The sequence below is a fragment of the Streptomyces blattellae genome, assembly GCF_009709555.1.
In the GTDB taxonomy this organism is placed as follows: domain Bacteria; phylum Actinomycetota; class Actinomycetes; order Streptomycetales; family Streptomycetaceae; genus Streptomyces; species Streptomyces blattellae.
This window is the reverse complement of record NZ_WJBG01000227.1, coordinates 32,792-49,165: the sequence shown is the minus strand read 5'-3', so window position 1 is coordinate 49,165 and position 16,374 is coordinate 32,792. Positions and strand designations below refer to the sequence as shown.

Genomic DNA, 16,374 nt, shown 5'->3' with positions numbered 1-16,374 from the left:
CAACGGGGACCCTGGGGACTCGCGGAGGATTCGGAAGCTGTGGGAACGAGAAGGCGCGTCGCCGAGCGACGGAGCACGAAGAAACCCGCCGTCATCGGCGGGACGATCGCGCTGGTCGTGGCCGGCGCCGGAGTGGGCGTCTACGCGCTGTACGGCGGCGGGGCCGCGGCCGACGACCGTACGACCCCGACGGCGGCGAGCGCCGACGAGAAGGCCGTCAAGACCGGCCCGCTGTCGGCGACCGAGGTCACCACGGCGGCCCGTACCTTCCTCACGGCCTGGCAGCAGGGCAAGGTGACCACGGCGGCGGCCGCCACGAACGACTCCACGGCGGCCACCGCCCTGCTCACCGGCTACACCAAGGACGCCCACATCGAGGACGTCACCCTCACCGCGGGCGCCCGCACCGGCGACAAGGTGCCCTTCACCGTGAAGGGGACGGTGTCGTACAAGGGCACCAGCAAGCCGCTGACGTACGGCAGTTCGCTCACCGTCGTCCGGGACGCCGAGGACGGCAAGCCCTACGTCGACTGGCACTCCGCCGTCGTCCACCCGGATCTCGCGGACGGCGACACCCTGGTCACCGGCGAGTCCGGCACCCCGCCGGTCAAGGCCCTGGACCGGGACGGCGGGGAGATCACGACCGCCGAGTACCCGTCGCTGGGCACGACGCTGGACGGGTTGCGTGAGAAGTACGGCAAGATCGCGGGCGGCAAGGCGGGCATCGAGCTGCGGGTGATCCGCGGCAAGGCGTCCAAGGCCAAGGACCTCTCCGACGAGACGGTCCTCGAACTCAGCGAGGGCACCCCGGGCACGGTCGAGACGACGCTGGACCCGGAACTCCAGGCCGCCGCCGAGGCGGAGGTGGCCAAGAAGGCGAACTCGTCGGTCGTCCTGCTGCGCCCGTCGACCGGCGAGATCCTCGCCGCCGCCAACGCCTCGCACGGCTTCAACACGGCCTTCCAGGGCTCCCTCGCGCCCGGCTCCACGATGAAGGTCATCACCTCGTCGCTGCTGATCGAGAAGGGGCTCGCGTCGGCGGACGAGGCGCATCCGTGCCCGAAGTACTTCACGTACGGCGGCTGGAAGTTCCAGAACGACGACAAGTTCCAGATCAAGGGCGGCACCTTCAAGACGAGCTTCGCCCGCTCCTGCAACACGGCCTTCATCAGCCAGGCCCCGGAGCTGGCGGACGACGACCTGACCCGGCAGGCGCAGGAGGTCTTCGGCCTGTCCATGGACAACTGGGCGATCGGCGTCCCCTCCATGGACGGCTCCGTGCCGGTCCAGTCGGACGCCCAGATGGCGGCCTCGCTGATCGGTCAGGGCGGCGTCCGCATGAACCCGCTGAACATGGCCTCCGTCTCGGCGACGATCCAGACGGGCGTCTTCCGCCAGCCGTACCTGGTCTCCCCGGACGTCGACAACCGCACGCTCGCCACCGCCTCCCGCACCATGTCCGCCGCCACGGTGTCCCAGCTGCGCGAACTCATGTCGTACACGGCCGCCTACGGCACGGCGGCGGAGGCGATGTCCGGCGTCACCGGCGACGTCGGCGCGAAGACCGGCTCCGCCGAGGTCGACGGCCAGCAGAAGCCCAACGGCTGGTTCACCGCCTACCGCGACGACCTCGCGGGCGCGGGCGTGGTCCAGGCAGGCGGCCACGGCGGCGAAACGGCGGGCCCGATCGTGGCGGACCTGCTGAAGCTGGGCGCCCCATAAGGGGCGCGGGGCTGTATCAATATGCGGCTCCGCCGCGATGGGGGTCCCCCCGGGTTCGAGCGAAGCCGAGAACTTGGGGGAGCGACCAGCCACAACGAGCCCGCAGACGCACAACGGCCTACCGCGGCACCTCCCCGCGCGCAACCGGCAGCGCCTACCGCGCCACCGGCGTCGCCAAATACGTCCGCCGCAGGAACCGCATCAACGCCTTCGTCTCGAACTGCACCACCGAAACGCCCTTCGCCGAGTGGAACTCGACCACGGCCTGCACCCGCCCGCACGGCCACACCCGTACGTCCCCCGTACCGGCCGGCGCCCGCAGCCCCTGCTCCAGCAGGGCCCGGGAGAACGTCCACTCGTGCGAGCTGCCCGGCAGGCCGACCCGTACCGAACGCGGGTCGGCCTCGGGGTCGTAGCGCAGGACCACCGGAATCGTGTCGCTGTCCTCGATGGGCGCGTCCGTGACGATATGGGCTCGTGCGTACTGTTCGACTGCAGACATCGGACGGCCCTCTCACGCTGCGTAACCTATGCGGAAATCGCGCATCCGCTTCCCCTCCAATGTCCCATATTCTGCGGATTACGCCCTCCGGCCCCGTACATCTCACGTAGCGGATGTACGGATGTACGAGCCACTCGCTCTTGCAAGGTATTCGCAACAAGCCACTATCATCGAACGGTGCATGTACCTGACGGATTCATAGACGCCCCCACCTCCGCGGTGACCGGAGCCGTCGCCGCGGCGGCGGTCGCCGTGTCCCTGCGCGGCGCGCGCCGGGAGCTCGACGAGCGCACCGCGCCGCTGGCCGGCCTGGTGGCCGCGTTCATCTTCGCCGTACAGATGCTGAACTTCCCCGTCGCGGCGGGGACCAGCGGCCATCTCCTCGGCGGCGCGCTCGCCGCGATCCTCGTCGGCCCCTGTACCGGCGTCCTGTGCGTCTCCGTCGTCCTGCTCATGCAGGGCATCCTCTTCGCCGACGGCGGCCTGACCGCGCTCGGCGTGAACATCACGGACATGGCGATCGTCACGACGGTCGTCGCGTACGGCGTCTTCCGCGCCCTGGTCAAGCTCCTGCCGCGCACCCGCCGCACCGTGACCGCCGCCTCCTTCGTCGCCGCCCTCGTCTCGGTGCCGGCCTCGGCGCTCGCCTTCACGCTCCTGTACTGGATCGGCGGCACCACCGACGTCTCCATCGGCAAGGTCGCCACCGCCATGGTCGGCGTGCACATCCTGATCGGCATCGGCGAGGCCGCGATCACCGCGCTGACGGTCGGCGCCGTCATCGCCGTACGCCCGGATCTCGTCTACGGCGCGCGCGACCTGCGCCAGCGCCTGAAGCTGCGGGTGAACGGCGAGCTCGTCGACGCGCCCGCGCCCGAGGTCGCCGTGGCCGCGCGCACCTCCCACCGCAAGGTGTGGATCGGCGGTCTGGTCACCTCCCTGGTGCTGGCCGGGTTCGTCAGCTTCTACGCGTCCGCCGACCCGGACGGCCTGGAGAAGGTCGCCGCCGACAAGGGCATCGACCAGAAGACCGAGGAGCACGCCGCCGCCGACTCGCCGCTCGCCGACTACGGCATCGAGAACATCGACAACGCCCGCCTGTCCGGGGGGCTGGCGGGCGTGATCGGGGTGGGCGTGACCGTGGTCGCCGGTACCGGCGTCTTCTGGGCGGTGCGCCGGCGTCGTACGAGCGACGCCGCCTCTCCTGTCAGTACGAGCGTCGGCACGAGCGTCTGACATGGGGGCGGGACACGCACACCGGCTCTACCGGCACGGGCACTCGCCCGTGCACGCCCTGCCGCCGCACACCAAGCTCGCGGCGGTGTTCGCCTTCGTGGTCGTCGTCGTGTCGACGCCGCGGGAGGCGATGTGGGCGTTCGGGCTGTACGCCGTGCTGCTCGCGACGGTCGCGTACATCGCGCGCGTGCCCGCCGGGTTTCTGCTGAAGCGGCTGCTGATCGAGGTGCCGTTCGTCGCGTTCGCGGTGCTGTTGCCGTTCGTGGCGGAGGGCGAGCGGGTCGAGGTGCTGGGGCTCTCGCTGAGCGTCAGCGGGCTGTGGGGCGCGTGGAACGTGCTCGCCAAGGGGACCCTGGGCGTCGCCGCCTCCGTACTGCTCGCCTCCACCACCGAGCTGCGCGAACTGCTGCTGGGGCTGCAGCGGCTGAAGCTGCCGCCGCTGCTGGTGCAGATCGCGTCCTTCATGATCCGGTACGGCGATGTCATCGCGGACGAGATGCGGCGGATGCGGATCGCCCGGGAGTCGCGGGGCTTCGAGGCGCGCGGGGTCAGGCACTGGGGCGTGCTCGCGAAGTCCGCGGGCGCGCTGTTCATCCGCTCCTACGAACGCGGCGAGCGGGTGCATCTGGCCATGGTGAGCCGCGGGTACGCCGGTTCGATGCCGGTGATCGACGAGGTGACCGCGGACCGGACGCAGTGGTCGTACGCTCTCGCTCTGCCCCTCACCGCCCTTGTCGTATGCCTGTTGGGATGGACGCTGTGACCGCTTCTCTCGATGTCTCGGGCCTCGCCTTCGCCTACCCCGACGGCCATCAGGCCCTGTTCGGCGTGGACTTCTCCATCGCGCGCGGCGAGCGGGTCGCGCTGCTGGGGCCGAACGGCGCCGGCAAGACGACGCTCGTCCTGCACCTCAACGGCATCCTGACCGGCGGAACCGGCAGCGTGCACGTCGCCGGACTGCCCGTCGGCAAGCAGCACATGGCCGAGATCCGGCGCCGGGTCGGCATCGTCTTCCAGGATCCGGACGACCAGCTCTTCATGCCGACCGTGCGGGAGGACGTGGCGTTCGGGCCCGCGGCGGCCGGGCTGAAGGGGGCCGAGCTGGAGGCGCGCGTCGACCACGCGCTGGAGCTGGTCGGCATGGCGGAGTTCAGGGAACGCCCGCCGCACCACCTCTCCTTCGGCCAGCGTCGCCGGGTCGCCGTCGCGACCGTGCTCGCGATGGAGCCGGAGATCCTCGTCCTCGACGAGCCCTCCTCCAATCTCGACCCCGCCTCCCGCCGCGAACTGGCGGACATCCTGCGCTCGTTGGACGTGACCGTGCTCATGGTCACGCACGACCTGCCGTACGCCCTGGAGCTGTGCCCCCGTTCGCTGATCCTGAGTGAGGGCGTGATCGCGGCGGACGGCAGGACGGGCGAGCTGCTCGCCGACGAGGAGCTGATGCGGGCGCACCGCCTGGAGCTGCCGTTCGGCTTCGACCCGCGGTCGGTGGCCACGGCGCCGGTAGGGCCGTAACGCGTTTCCGTGACGGCCGTCCGCGGTCGTCCGGAACAATGGGCGCGTGACGAACCAAGAGGACGCCGGATCGCTGCTGCTGGACGAGCAGCTGTGCTTCGCGCTGTACGCCGCCCAGCACGCGGTGACGGCCATGTACCGTCCGCTCCTCGACGAACTGGGGCTCACCTACCCGCAGTACCTGGTGCTGCTGGTGCTGTGGGAGCGCGGCGAGACCACGGTGAAGGAGCTGGCGGCGGCGCTGCGGCTCGACTACGGCACGGTGTCCCCGTTGCTCAAGCGGCTGGAGAGCGCGGGGGTGGTGCGCCGGGAGCGCGCGGCACGCGACGAGCGCTCGGTGGTCGTCGCGTGCACGGAGCGCGGAGCGGAACTCAGGGAACGCGCGGTGTGCATACCCGGCGCGCTTCTCACGGCCACCCAGCTCGGCGGCGCGGAGGTCACCCGGCTCCGCGGGGAGTTGTGGCAGCTCGCGCAACGGGCGCGGGCCGCGGCCGAGCGCTCCCGCTGAGCTTCGGTAACCGCGGGTTTCCTCCCCCTCCTGACCGCACCCGCCGTTACTGGCGAGTACCTTGTGCGCGATGCACTTGGGAGGTCCCGCCATGATCGACGGCACCGATGCCGACACCCGTCCCGACAGCCGTATCGACAGCCGTCCGACGAAGATCGTCTATGTCGCCGAGGCCACCGCCCACGGCGGCCGGGACGGCTATGTCACCAGCCAGGACGGTCAGATCGAGCTGAAGGTCGCGATGCCGCCCGAACTGGGCGGCGACGGCAACGGCACCAACCCGGAGCAGCTGTTCGCGGCCGGCTATAGCTCCTGTTTCCACAACGCGCTGGTCCTGGTCGGCCGCCGCGAGGGCTACGACCTGCGCGGCTCGACGGTCGCCGCGAAGGTCGGTCTCGGCCCCAACCGGCAGCGCGGCTACGGCCTCGCGGTCGCCCTCAGCGTCTCGCTCCCGGTGCTCGACGCGGACATCGCTGCGAAGCTGGTGGACGCGGCCCACGAGGTGTGCCCGTACTCCAACGCGACCCGCGACAACATCGACGTAGCGATCCTCCTGGGCTGACCTCCTGGGCTGAGGCGACGAAGGAATCGCAGGCTTCCGGCGGGTGTTGCACCCACTGTCGCAGGCGATCCGGAGGGAAGTACGGGCGTGGACGTGCACGGTGCGGTGGCCGAGGGCTTCGAGCCGGTCAGGGACGCGTTCGCGGCCGGCTTCGAGATGCTCGGCGACCGGGGCGCGGCCGTCGCCGTCTACCGGGACGGGCACAAGGTGGTCGACCTGTGGGGCGGCGCCAAGAACGTCGACGGCACAGACGGGACCGAGCCCTGGACTCAAGGCACCGCGCAGATCGTGCGCTCGGCGACCAAGGGCGTCGCCGCCGCCGTACTCCTGCTGCTGCATCAGCGCGGGGAGCTGGACCTGGACGCGCCGGTGGGTGAGTACTGGCCGGAGTTCAAGGCGGCGGGCAAGGAGCGGACGCTGGTGTGGCAGCTGCTCGCGCACCGGGCGGGCGTTCCCGTGCTGGACCGGCCGCTGACGCCGGCGCAGGCCGCCGATCCGGTGCTCGGCGCGGAGACGGTCGCCGCGCAGGCGCCGGTGTGGGAGCCGGGGACGGACCACGGCTATCACGCGCAGACGTACAGCTGGCTGACCGGCGAGCTGGTCCGGCGGGTCACCGGGCGGTCGATCGGCGAGTGGGTCGCGGACGAGATCGCGGGGCCGGTCGGGGCGGACCTGTGGATCGGGCTGCCCGACGGGGAGATACCGCGCGTGGGGCGGGTGGGCCGCGTCGAGACGCCGGATCGGGCGGGCGGCCTGAGGATCCGGCCGAAGCGTGCGGTGTCGGACGCCTACGCCGACCCGGACTCCCTCACCCGCCGCGCCTTCGCCGCGATCACCCCGCAGCCCGATGAGAACGACCCCGCCTACCGCGCCGCCGTCCTCCCCGCCTCCAACGGCATCGCCACCGCCGACGGCCTGGCCCGTTTCTACGCGTCCCTCATCGGCGAAGTGGACGGCGGGACACGGCTGTTCACGCCGGAGACGGTGGAGCTGGCCCGGGGCGAGCGGTCCGCGGGCCCCGACCGCACCCTCGTCGTCCACACCCGCTTCGGTCTCGGCTACATGCTGCAGGGCGCCGCCTCCCCGCTGCTCACCCCCGCCTCCTTCGGCCACCCGGGCCGCGGCGGCGCCCTCGGCCTCGCCGACCCCGGCACGGGCATCGCCCTCGGCTATGTCACGAACGGTTTCCGCAAGAGCGTGACCGCGGATCCCCGAGCGCAGGCGCTGGTGCGGGCGGTACGGCAGGCGACGGCCGGGTAAGCGCTCCGCGGGAAGTGCCGCCGCTCAGGGCCTGGAGGACAGGGAGGTCGCGCGGAACTGCCAGACCTGGGCCGGGTCCTCGGGGCGCAGGGCGGTGAGGTCGATGTGCGGCGGGTAGATCCGCAGCGGGCTGCCGTCCAGGGCGAGCGCGGTGCCGGGGGCCTTGAGGTGATGGCCGTTCGCGGTCTTGTCGAGGGACCACTCGACGGGGACGGCGTGTCCCATGACCCGCTTGCGGATCTCCCGGCTGCGCGCATAGCCGAGGTAGCTGCCTTCTTTGACGTTGCGGACGGTCGTGTTGCCGTTGGCCAGGACCTGGACCTCCCACACCTGGCCGCCGCCGATGCCCTCCGGCAGCAGCACGACAGCCCCTTCGGCTTCGTTGAGGGTGAGGAACTGCCACTGAAAGCGGGAGATCGTGTAGAGCCCGCTGCGCAGGGGTACGGCGGCGTGGGCGGGACTCGCGGCCGGGAAGAAGGCGGCCAGTCCCGCGGCCGCTGCGGTGCCGAGCGCGCCGCGCCGGCTGATGGATCGCCCCGTACCGATGGATCGCCCCGTGTCGATGGATCGCTCAGTCATGCCGCGATCGTGACGCCCCGCGGCCCCCTCGATCCGCCCGGACCCGCTCGGGCGGGCCGATTTCCCTCAGCCGTGTGAGCCCGCCCGGACCGGTGTACCTGATCGGTGTACCTGATCGATGTATCTCCCTGATCAGACGTGAATCGGATGCGAAGTGCGCCCTGACGCCGTATCGATCTCGGTGTGCGCCTTGGTCAGCATCTGCATGGCGAGTTCGTTGAGTGCGCGAGCCGCGGCGATCTCCTCGCCGACCCGTGGCTGATTGGGGTCCGTGTGGTGGCGCGTGGCGTGACCCTGGGCCCGTACTTCGGTGCCGTCGGGCAAGCGCACCAGCGCGGCCGCCCGGGTGTGGGTGTCGTCCTCCTGGAACTCCAGCTCGACATGCCATCCCACTGTGGTGTGCATCATGACGATCACCTCCGGAACACTTGCTTCCAGGGTGCTCCTTCCGGCGTACGGACGCATCCATGCGGCGGGTCGGAGTTCTGGCAGACCCCAGCGAAACCGGTGATAGTGACGGATGTCGCACACCGGACCGTATGACGCTGCCGACAAAACCGCCGCAGTCAACGCCAACAGGGCACAAACTGCAGTATGCGCTGCTGCCTCTCCGCTCCCCTGGCGGTCCTGGCCGCCCTCCCCAGTCCCTGCGACGTCATGCGCTCCGGCGCACTCCTGGCGCCCGCTCTGCTGCGCGGTGCCATCACGCGCGCTCAGCGCGCACGGCACGCCTTCCCCCACCACCCCGACGCGCTGGCCGCCGTACACCTCGAACTGGTCACCCTGACCGAGGACCGCGCGATCATCACCTGGTTCACCGGCATCCCCGGCACCGACGACGGCTGGGGCCATATGCTGCCCGCCTTCACCGAGGGCGAGGTCGTCTACGGCACGCACCCCGGCCGCCTGAACCGCACCGCGTCCGAAGGCCGCCTGACCGCGCACCACCAGGTGGAGATCACCGGCCTGGAGCCGGGCCAGACGTACTACTACCAGGCCCGCTCCCGCGGTACGGCCGCCACCCCCACACCCTTGCACCTGGTGCGCGGCAACGCCGTCGGCACCAACCTGCACGGCATCGGCTCGCGCGGCGGACCGTACTCCTTCACCACGCCCCAGCCGCCGCCCGGCCGCCATGTGATGTCGATCGCTCTCTGCAACGACCTGCACCTCGGCGAGACCACCGCCGGCCTGGTGGCCGGGATGCCGATGCTGCGCGGCATCTCGCAGCATCCCGGGCTCGCCCCGTATCCGGAGATCATGGGCCGGGCCATGGTCGAGGAGGCGCGGCGGCGCGGGGCGGACGTGCTGCTGGCCGCCGGGGACATCTCGGCGGGCGGCGCCCCGCGGGACCTGACCGAGGCGAGGCGGATCCTGGACGGTTTCGGCGTCCACGGGCGGGACTACTTCGTCGTACGCGGAAACCACGACCGCGCCGGGCCCGCCGGGGACACCTTCCGCGACGGCTTCCTGGACGGCGCGGGCCCCGGCTTTCTCGTCCACGACCTGGGCGGACTGCGGCTGATCGGGCTCGACACCTACGAGAAGAAGGGCAACGGCGGCGACGCGGGCGGGCTCGGGGACGAGCAACTGTCCTGGTTCCGGGCGCGGTTGCGGGAGCAGCGGGAGCAGCCCACGCTCGTCTTCGGCCATCACCCGCTGACCGTGCGGGACTCGGTCTTCCCGATGGGGCGGGGACAGCGCCTCGACCGCCGCCAGGCCCGGGCGATCGTCGACGCGTACGCCGCCTCGCCGGGCGTCTTCCTCCACCACGCGGGCCACACCCACCGCAACAAGCGCACGGTCCTGATGCGCGCACCGCACGTCACCCAGCAGGAAGTCAGCGCGGTGAAGGACTACCCGGGCGGCTTCTCCCTCCTGCGCATTTACACCGGCGGCTACGCCCTCAACTACTACAAGTGCGGCACCGACCCGGCCCGCGAGTGGAGCGAACGCAGCCGCCGCGTCGCCGGAGGCCTCTGGCCCCACCACGCCTTCGGCCGCTCCCCCGCCGACCGCAACAGCATGCGGACACACGACCTCTCCGGCATCACCGTCCCGCACCAGCGGAGCGTGCCGCTGACCGCATCGGGCGCGGCGGGGCTGCCCTGAAGACGAGCGGGAGGCGGGGCTGAGGAGAGCGGTAAGCAGTGCGCAGCAAGAACAGGCCGGTAGCTTGAGCGGCATGGATCAGGGGCGGGTAGTTGAAGCGTTTCGTCTGGAGGCGGGGCAGCTCGCGGAGGCGATGACCGGGGTCTCGGCGGCGGAGTGGCAGCTGCCGACGCGGTGTGCACCGTGGACGGTGAGCGACTTGCTGGCTCATGTCCGGGTGGTGATTGCGTGGCTGCCGGGCATGCTGGCCGGGCCGGCACCGACTCGTGCCGAGGTCTCGGCGGTGGGGTACTACCGGCCCGACGGCCGTTTCGCTCCGGACACCAACGCGGCTCGGATCGCTCTGGCCCAAGATCATGCGGCCCAGCAGCTCAGTGGTGCCGCGCTCGCCGCCGACTTCGACGCCACCCGGCAACAGGTCGACCGACTGTGCCGGGCCGAGCCCGAAGGGCGTGTGGTGCGCACCCGGCACGGCGATCCGATGCTCCTGTCGGAGTTTCTGCTGACGCGCGTGGTTGAGGTCGCCGTGCACGGCCTGGACCTGGCCGACGCCCTGGGGCGCGAGCCGTGGCTGACGTCCCAGGCCGCGGATTTGCTGCAGGACCTTCTGCTCGGCCCGGATGAGGCGGCGGCTGAGGCGGCGGCACTGGAGAAGCTGGGCTGGGGTCAGCTCCGCTTCCTGCGCAAGGCGACGGGGCGCGAGCCGATCACCAGGGAGGAAGCAGCGGACGTCAGCCGACTGGGCATCCGATGGCTCACGCTGGGGTGAGAGCGTCAGCAGGAGAACGGTGCGGGCGGTGGGAGGGCTACCCCGCCGCCGCACCGCCGGTGCCGGTCAGTCCCGTGGCGTCGAGTTCGATGTGGACCTCGTCCGCCAGGCGCAGGGTGCCGGCGAACGCCTTGTACGGCTTGATGCCCCAGGTGCTCTGGACGAGGGTGGCGGTGCCGTGCACACCGCCCTCGCCGTCCAGGCCCGCCTCGATGGTGATCGGTCGGGTCGTGCCCATGATCGTGAGGTCCCCGGTCACGGTGAAGGCGTGCGGGGCGCCTGCGACCTCGGTCGATGTGAAGGTGATGCGCGGATGCTCCGCGGAATGAAGGATCTTCTCCCTCATCGTCCGCTTGATGTCCGCCCGGTCGTCGTCCGTGAGCGGTTTCAGTCCGCCGGCTCCCTCCCGTACCTCCAGGGAGTCGACCTCGATCGTGGCGACCACGGACGACTGCCCGGGATCTGCGACATCGACCACGACATCCGCGGACCACCGGGTGACCTCGATCGTCAGATCATGACCGGCCTTGCGGCCCAGCCCGGCGCGGCCGGTCTTGAGCCGTAGCCGCCCTGTCTCCGAGCCGATGTGGTGCTTTCCGCTTACGGGGTCCATGCGGCCAACATACGTCCGAAAACCGCGTCCGGCCCTCTCGTCAGCGGCATTGTGGGACTGCCGCCGGACCGGCAGCATGCGGTGATGACCTCGACGCCCGACGCCGCACCCGCCGTACGCGGCTACCGCCCCGCCGATCGCGACGCCCTCGACGACATCTGCGTTCGTACCGCCCATGTCGGCCAGGACAGCCGCCCCCACTACGCCGACCCCGGCATCTTCCCGGTGATCTTCGCGCAGCCGTACGTCCACCTGGAGCCGGAGCTGGCTTTCGTTCTGGACGACGGGCACGGACGAGCCGTCGGCTACATCCTGGGTACCGCGGACACCCCGCGCTTCGTCGAGGATTTCCGGGCGAAGTGGCTGCCGATGGTGGCCGGCCGCTATCCGGAGCCCAGCGGTCCGCCGCGCACGCTCGACGAGGAGATCGTCACGCTGCTGCGCCGCCCCGAGCGGCTGCTGCTGCCGGAGGTCGCCGACTACCCCGCCCATCTGCACATCGACCTGCTCCCGGAGTGGCAAGGACGCGGCTACGGCCGGAAGTTGATGCGGGCATTCCTGCGGGCGCTGCACAGCGGGGGCGTACCGGCCGTGCATCTGTCGATGCTGACCGCCAACACGCCCGCGAGAGCCTTCTACGACCGTCTCGGCTTCCACGACATCGAGGTGCCGGACCCCGGGCCCGTCACGTATCTCGGGCGCAGCACGGCTGACCCGGCACGCAGGTGAGATGTGACCGCGCCCCCACCACCGGCCGTCAGACGCTGATCCAGGCCGGCACGGGCCGCGTCCGCGGGCGTCCCCCGCGTGCCCTCACCCCGCTGGTGCGTGCACCGACCACCCACCGCCCGATCGCCGACCCCAGCGTCAGCGCCGGTGGACAGAGGTGGGGCTTGCTGTGCAGAACGGGGGGTTACTGGGCAGCCGGTACCCCGAGGGCGGGGAGGACCACCGCGTCGATGTACGAGGTGAGGAAGGCCCGGGTCGGCGGCAGATCCTCGATCAGTCCGCGGGCGACGAACGCACCGAACATCATGTGCGTCACATAGCCCAGCGCCGGGTTGTCCGCCTGGATCTCGCCCCTATCGACGGCTCGTTGCAGCACACGGCCGAACTCCGCCATCTCCGGCTGGATGAGCTTCTCCCGGAACTCCTGCAGGAGATCGGGGTTGTGGTGCACCGCCATGGCCAGGCCGCGCATGAGCCCGGCGTTCTGCTCCATCTCGGAGTCGTCCGTCTGCTCCAGGTGGGCGTACAGGTCGCCCCGGAGCGAGCCGGTGTCGACGACGGTGAAATCACCGGGCTTGTTGTGCCGGATGGCCTTCACGACCAGCTCGGCCTTGCCGCCCCACTGGCGGTAGAGGGTGGCCTTGCTGGACCGGGTGCGGGCGGCCACGGCGTCCATGGTGAGGGCGTCGTAGCCGACTTCGCGGAGCAGGTCGAGCACGGCCTCGTACAGCTCGGCCTCACGCTCGGGCGTGATCCGGCTGCGACGCACCGTTGCGGTCTCGGCCATGCCACTCACCTTCTCCTGCTCCTCGCCCGAGCGACGCGGCTTCGAGAACGCGGCTTCGAACGACACGGTTTCGTATGTCAACGAATGTAGCGCAAGGCAACCTCGAAACGAAACCGTTTCGTACGTGCACTGGGTCACGCCCACAGATTTCTCAGGAGTTGCCCGCGCCCACCCAGCGGAAAAGCATGGGGAGGTGAGCTATCTGCGCCTGCCGCACCTCAGCGGCGACCTGCTGTGCTTCGTGACCGAGGACGACCTGTGGCTGGCCCCCCTCGACAGACCCGGCCGCGCCTGGCGGCTCACCGTCGACCGTACCAAGGCCGGTCACCCCCGCTTCTCGCCCGACGGCCGCCACATCGCGTACACGACCTGGCGCAGCCTCGTCCCCGAACTCCATCTGGCGCCCGTGGACGGCGGACCGGCCCGCCGGCTCACCTACTGGGGTTCCGCCGACACCCGCGTCTGCGGCTGGACCCCCGACGGCACGATCCTCGCCGTCGCCTCCCACGGCGAGCCCTTCTCCTACTTCACCTGGGCCTACAAGGTGACCCTCGACGGCGACCCCGGCCGCAAGCTCCCCTGGGGCCCGGTCTCCGACATCCAGGTCGCCGACATCGACGGCGAGCGCAGGACCCTGCTCCTCACCGGCACCCCGCCGCACGAGCCCGCCGCCTGGAAGCGCTACCGCGGCGGCGCCATGGGCCGCCTCTGGCTGCACGGCGACCGGCTCCTCGCCGACCTGGCCGGCCACCTCGACTCCCCCATGTTCGTCGGCGGCCGGATCGCCTTCCTCTCCGACCACGAGGGCGTCGGCAACCTCTACTCGTGCGCCTACGACGGCTCCGGCCTGCGCCGCCACACCGACCACGACGCGTTCTACGCCCGGCACGCCGCGAGCGACGGCACCCGCGTCGTCTACCAGTGCGCGGGCGACCTGTGGATCGTCGACGACCTGACCGCGGACTCGGCGCCGCGCAGGCTCGACGTACGCCTGAGCGGTCCCCGGGCGGGCCGCCGTACGTACCAGGTGCCCGCCGCCCAGCACGTCGACGGCATCTCCGTCGACGAGACGGGCCGCGCGAGCGCGGTGATCGTACGCGGAAGTCTCTACTGGCTCACCCACCGCGACGGCCCGGCCCGCACGATCACCGACACCCCGGGCGTACGGGTCCGGCTCCCGGAGATGCTCGGCAAGGTCGGGCAGGTCGCCTACGTCACGGACGCGGAGGGCGAGGACGCCGTCGAGATCGCGTACCTGCCGCGAGCGACGGGCGACCGCGCGCCCCGCCGCCTCGCCTCCGGCGAGCTGGGCCGCGTCCTGGAACTGGTCTGCGACCCCCAGGGCGAGCGCCTGGCGATGGCCTCGCACGACGGCCGCCTCCTGCTCATCGACGCGACGGAGGACTCGGGTGGCGAAGTCACCGAGCTGATCCGCTCGATCAACGGCCCGGTACGGGACCTGGCGTTCTCCCCGGACGGAGCCTGGCTGACCTGGTCGCACCCGGGCATCGGCCGCTCCCTGCGCCAGATCAAGATGGCGAGGATCAAGGACCGTTTCATCGTCGACGTGACGAACGGCCGCTTCGAGGACGAGAACCCGGTCTTCACCCGCGACGGCCGCTACCTCGCCTTCCTGTCCTGGCGCGGCTTCGACCCGGTGTACGACGTCCACACCGGCGACCTCTCCTTCCCGCTCGGCTGCCGCCCCTACCTGGTCCCGTTGTCCTCGGCGACCCCCTCCCCCTTCGCCCTGAACCCGGAGGGCCGCCCGGCGGCGGGCGGCCTGGACCCGGTGGAGGACGAGGAGGGCGGCGACGGCGCGGTGACGGTCGAAGTGGAAGGCCTGGAAAGCAGAGTCACCCCCTTCCCGGTCGCCGCCTCCAAGTACTCGGCGCTGTATCCGGTCGCGGGCGGCGGCCTGGTCTGGCTGCGCTGGCCGATCTCGGGCGCGCTGGGTGAGACGTTCGCCAATCCCGACGACACGACCGGCCGCCCCACCCTCGAATACTTCAACATCACCAAGGCGACGAAGTCCGAACTGGTCGGGCACCTGGACTGGTTCGCGGTGAGCGGCGACGGCACCCGGCTGGTCGTCGTCGACGAGGGCGACCTGCGGGCCGTCCCCTCCACCGAATCAGGGGACGGCGACACGACGGTCTGGATCGACCTCCGCCGCATCCTGCACGAGGCCGACCCGGTCGCCGAGTGGCGCCAGTCGTACGAGGAGGCGGGCCGCCTGATCCGCGCCTACTTCTGGGAACCGGCCATGTGCGGCATCGACTGGGACGCGGTGCTGGACCAGTACCGCCCCCTGCTGGAGCGCGTGGCGTCCCCCGACGAGTTCGCGGACCTGCTGCGCGAGGTGGTGGGCGAACTCGGCACCTCCCACGCCTACGTCTCGGCCGCCCGCCGCAACGAGGGCCCCGCGCACTACCAGCGCCGGCAGGGCCTGCTCGGCGCCAACTTCGTCCGCAGGGACGGCGGCTGGACGGTCAAGCGCATCCTGCCCGGCGACTCGTCCGACTCCAAGGCCCGCTCCCCGCTGGCCGGCACCGGCATCCGCGAGGGCGCGGTACTGACCCACGTGGACGGCCGCCCGGTCGACCCCGTGACAGGCCCGTACCCGCTGCTGGCGGGGGCAGGCGGTACGACGGTGGAGCTGACGTTCATCCCGGCGGCGGGCGAAGGCCGCTCACGCCGGGTCGCCGTGGTCCCCCTGGTCGACGAACGCCCCCTGCGCTACCAGGACTGGGTGGCCAAACGGCGTGCGGTGGTCCGGGAGTTGAGCGGCGGCCGGTGCGGCTACCTCCACATCCCCGACATGGGCGGCTCCGGCTGGGCCCAGTTCAACCGCGACCTGCGCATGGAGGTCTCCCGCCCGGCCCTCATCGTCGACGTACGCGGCAACGCCGGCGGCCACATCAGCGAACTCGTGGTCGAGAAACTCACCCGCACCATCCTCGGCTGGGACCTGACGAGAAACGCCCAGCCGGTGTCGTACGCCTCGAACGCCCCCAGAGGCCCCGTGGTAGCCCTCGCCGACGAGGCGACCTCTTCGGACGGCGACATGATCACGGCGGCCTTCAAACTCCTGAAGCTGGGCCCCGTGGTCGGCCAGCGCACCTGGGGCGGAGTGGTCGGCATGACCGGCCGCCACCGCCTCGGCGACGGCACGGTGATCACGGTCCCGATGAACGCGGCCTGGTTCGACGCGTACGGCTGGTCCATCGAAAACCACGGCGTCACCCCGGACTTGGAGATCCTCCGCACGCCTTTGGACTGGGCGGAGGGCAGGCACGCCCAACTGGACGACGCGGTGAGGCTGGCACTGGACCTGCTGACAACGAACCCCCCGGCAACGCCCCCCGACTACTCACACGTACCGGACCGCTCAAGACCAAAACTGCCGCCCAGGTCTTGAGAAGGGGCGCGCTGTCCTGCCCAGGGGCGCGGGCCTGTATCGATGTGCGGCTCCGC

16 protein-coding genes are annotated in these 16,374 nt (G+C 71.2%); 11 read left to right on the top strand and 5 right to left on the bottom strand.

Features of this window, described 5'->3' with window-relative positions:
• The first annotated feature begins 39 nt into the window (after positions 1-39).
• Positions 40-1,722, top strand: a complete 1,683-nt coding sequence (locus GFH49_RS33365) for a penicillin-binding transpeptidase domain-containing protein (RefSeq protein ID WP_155059793.1) — start codon at positions 40-42, stop codon at positions 1,720-1,722.
• Positions 1,723-1,876: 154 nt separating this feature from the next.
• Here GFH49_RS33365 and GFH49_RS33360 read toward each other — a convergent pair whose 3' ends face one another.
• Positions 1,877-2,224 carry an SsgA family sporulation/cell division regulator gene (locus GFH49_RS33360; protein ID WP_155059792.1) on the bottom strand — a complete coding sequence of 116 codons (348 nt, stop codon included), beginning with the start codon at positions 2,222-2,224 and terminating at the stop codon, positions 1,877-1,879.
• Positions 2,225-2,401: 177 nt separating this feature from the next.
• Here GFH49_RS33360 and GFH49_RS33355 point away from each other — a divergent pair, with 177 nt between their 5' ends.
• The 6 genes from GFH49_RS33355 (at position 2,402) to GFH49_RS33330 (ending at position 7,308) form a co-directional block, all read left to right on the top strand.
• A complete protein-coding gene (locus GFH49_RS33355; RefSeq protein ID WP_155059791.1) occupies positions 2,402-3,460 on the top strand; it encodes an energy-coupling factor ABC transporter permease in 1,059 nt (352 codons plus the stop codon).
• Between the two features lies 1 nt (position 3,461).
• Positions 3,462-4,223: a cobalt ECF transporter T component CbiQ gene (cbiQ, locus tag GFH49_RS33350; RefSeq protein WP_155059790.1), complete on the top strand. Its 762-nt coding sequence runs from the start codon at positions 3,462-3,464 to the stop codon at positions 4,221-4,223.
• Positions 4,211-4,978 carry an energy-coupling factor ABC transporter ATP-binding protein gene (locus tag GFH49_RS33345; protein ID WP_155059789.1) on the top strand — a complete coding sequence of 256 codons (768 nt, stop codon included), beginning with the start codon at positions 4,211-4,213 and terminating at the stop codon, positions 4,976-4,978. Before cbiQ ends, GFH49_RS33345 begins: the two co-directional genes overlap by 13 nt.
• A gap of 46 nt (positions 4,979-5,024) precedes the next feature.
• Positions 5,025-5,486 carry a MarR family winged helix-turn-helix transcriptional regulator gene (locus tag GFH49_RS33340; protein WP_155059788.1) on the top strand — a complete coding sequence of 154 codons (462 nt, stop codon included), beginning with the start codon at positions 5,025-5,027 and terminating at the stop codon, positions 5,484-5,486.
• Between the two features lie 91 nt (positions 5,487-5,577).
• Positions 5,578-6,048, top strand: coding sequence for an organic hydroperoxide resistance protein (locus tag GFH49_RS33335; protein WP_155059787.1), 471 nt, complete (start codon positions 5,578-5,580; stop codon positions 6,046-6,048).
• Between the two features lie 87 nt (positions 6,049-6,135).
• Positions 6,136-7,308 carry a serine hydrolase domain-containing protein gene (locus tag GFH49_RS33330; RefSeq protein ID WP_155059786.1) on the top strand — a complete coding sequence of 391 codons (1,173 nt, stop codon included), beginning with the start codon at positions 6,136-6,138 and terminating at the stop codon, positions 7,306-7,308.
• Between the two features lie 24 nt (positions 7,309-7,332).
• Here the strand turns inward: GFH49_RS33330 and GFH49_RS33325 are convergent, their stop codons facing one another.
• Together GFH49_RS33325 and GFH49_RS33320 are read right to left on the bottom strand one after the other, a co-directional pair.
• Complete coding sequence (locus GFH49_RS33325) at positions 7,333-7,887, bottom strand: twin-arginine translocation signal domain-containing protein (RefSeq protein ID WP_155059785.1); 555 nt, start codon at positions 7,885-7,887, stop codon at positions 7,333-7,335.
• 132 nt (positions 7,888-8,019) lie between these two features.
• Positions 8,020-8,295, bottom strand: coding sequence for a DUF1876 domain-containing protein (locus tag GFH49_RS33320; RefSeq protein ID WP_155059784.1), 276 nt, complete (start codon positions 8,293-8,295; stop codon positions 8,020-8,022).
• A 186-nt stretch (positions 8,296-8,481) separates the two neighbouring features.
• Here GFH49_RS33320 and GFH49_RS33315 point away from each other — a divergent pair, with 186 nt between their 5' ends.
• Positions 8,482-9,999, top strand: a complete 1,518-nt coding sequence (locus GFH49_RS33315) for a purple acid phosphatase family protein (protein WP_155059783.1) — start codon at positions 8,482-8,484, stop codon at positions 9,997-9,999.
• 73 nt (positions 10,000-10,072) lie between these two features.
• Positions 10,073-10,768 carry a maleylpyruvate isomerase N-terminal domain-containing protein gene (locus GFH49_RS33310; RefSeq protein ID WP_155059782.1) on the top strand — a complete coding sequence of 232 codons (696 nt, stop codon included), beginning with the start codon at positions 10,073-10,075 and terminating at the stop codon, positions 10,766-10,768.
• Between the two features lie 37 nt (positions 10,769-10,805).
• Here the strand turns inward: GFH49_RS33310 and GFH49_RS33305 are convergent, their stop codons facing one another.
• Positions 10,806-11,381, bottom strand: a complete 576-nt coding sequence (locus GFH49_RS33305) for a YceI family protein (RefSeq protein ID WP_155059781.1) — start codon at positions 11,379-11,381, stop codon at positions 10,806-10,808.
• A gap of 84 nt (positions 11,382-11,465) precedes the next feature.
• On the opposite strand from GFH49_RS33305, the gene GFH49_RS33300 reads away from it, so the two are divergent.
• A complete protein-coding gene (locus GFH49_RS33300; protein ID WP_155059780.1) occupies positions 11,466-12,110 on the top strand; it encodes a GNAT family N-acetyltransferase in 645 nt (214 codons plus the stop codon).
• A 184-nt stretch (positions 12,111-12,294) separates the two neighbouring features.
• Here GFH49_RS33300 and GFH49_RS33295 read toward each other — a convergent pair whose 3' ends face one another.
• On the bottom strand, positions 12,295-12,897 hold the full coding sequence (locus tag GFH49_RS33295; RefSeq protein WP_155059779.1) for a TetR/AcrR family transcriptional regulator: 603 nt from the start codon (positions 12,895-12,897) through the stop codon (positions 12,295-12,297).
• Positions 12,898-13,090: 193 nt separating this feature from the next.
• Here GFH49_RS33295 and GFH49_RS33290 point away from each other — a divergent pair, with 193 nt between their 5' ends.
• Positions 13,091-16,318, top strand: coding sequence for a S41 family peptidase (locus GFH49_RS33290; protein WP_155059778.1), 3,228 nt, complete (start codon positions 13,091-13,093; stop codon positions 16,316-16,318).
• Positions 16,319-16,374 lie beyond the last annotated feature (56 nt).

Excerpts from the sequence above, each read along its gene's own strand:
- GFH49_RS33320 (WP_155059784.1), bottom strand. The coding sequence starts at position 8,295 with ATGATGCACACCACAGTGGGATGGCATGTCGAGCTGGAGTTCCAGGAG.
- GFH49_RS33335 (WP_155059787.1), top strand. The coding sequence starts at position 5,578 with ATGATCGACGGCACCGATGCCGACACCCGTCCCGACAGCCGTATCGAC.
- GFH49_RS33315 (WP_155059783.1), top strand. The coding sequence starts at position 8,482 with ATGCGCTGCTGCCTCTCCGCTCCCCTGGCGGTCCTGGCCGCCCTCCCC.
- GFH49_RS33300 (WP_155059780.1), top strand. The coding sequence starts at position 11,466 with ATGACCTCGACGCCCGACGCCGCACCCGCCGTACGCGGCTACCGCCCC.
- GFH49_RS33305 (WP_155059781.1), bottom strand. The coding sequence starts at position 11,381 with ATGGACCCCGTAAGCGGAAAGCACCACATCGGCTCGGAGACAGGGCGG.
- cbiQ (WP_155059790.1), top strand. The coding sequence starts at position 3,462 with ATGGGGGCGGGACACGCACACCGGCTCTACCGGCACGGGCACTCGCCC.
- GFH49_RS33295 (WP_155059779.1), bottom strand. The coding sequence starts at position 12,897 with ATGGCCGAGACCGCAACGGTGCGTCGCAGCCGGATCACGCCCGAGCGT.
- GFH49_RS33310 (WP_155059782.1), top strand. The coding sequence starts at position 10,073 with ATGGATCAGGGGCGGGTAGTTGAAGCGTTTCGTCTGGAGGCGGGGCAG.
- GFH49_RS33360 (WP_155059792.1), bottom strand. The coding sequence starts at position 2,224 with ATGTCTGCAGTCGAACAGTACGCACGAGCCCATATCGTCACGGACGCG.
- GFH49_RS33345 (WP_155059789.1), top strand. The coding sequence starts at position 4,211 with ATGGACGCTGTGACCGCTTCTCTCGATGTCTCGGGCCTCGCCTTCGCC.
- GFH49_RS33325 (WP_155059785.1), bottom strand. The coding sequence starts at position 7,887 with ATGACTGAGCGATCCATCGACACGGGGCGATCCATCGGTACGGGGCGA.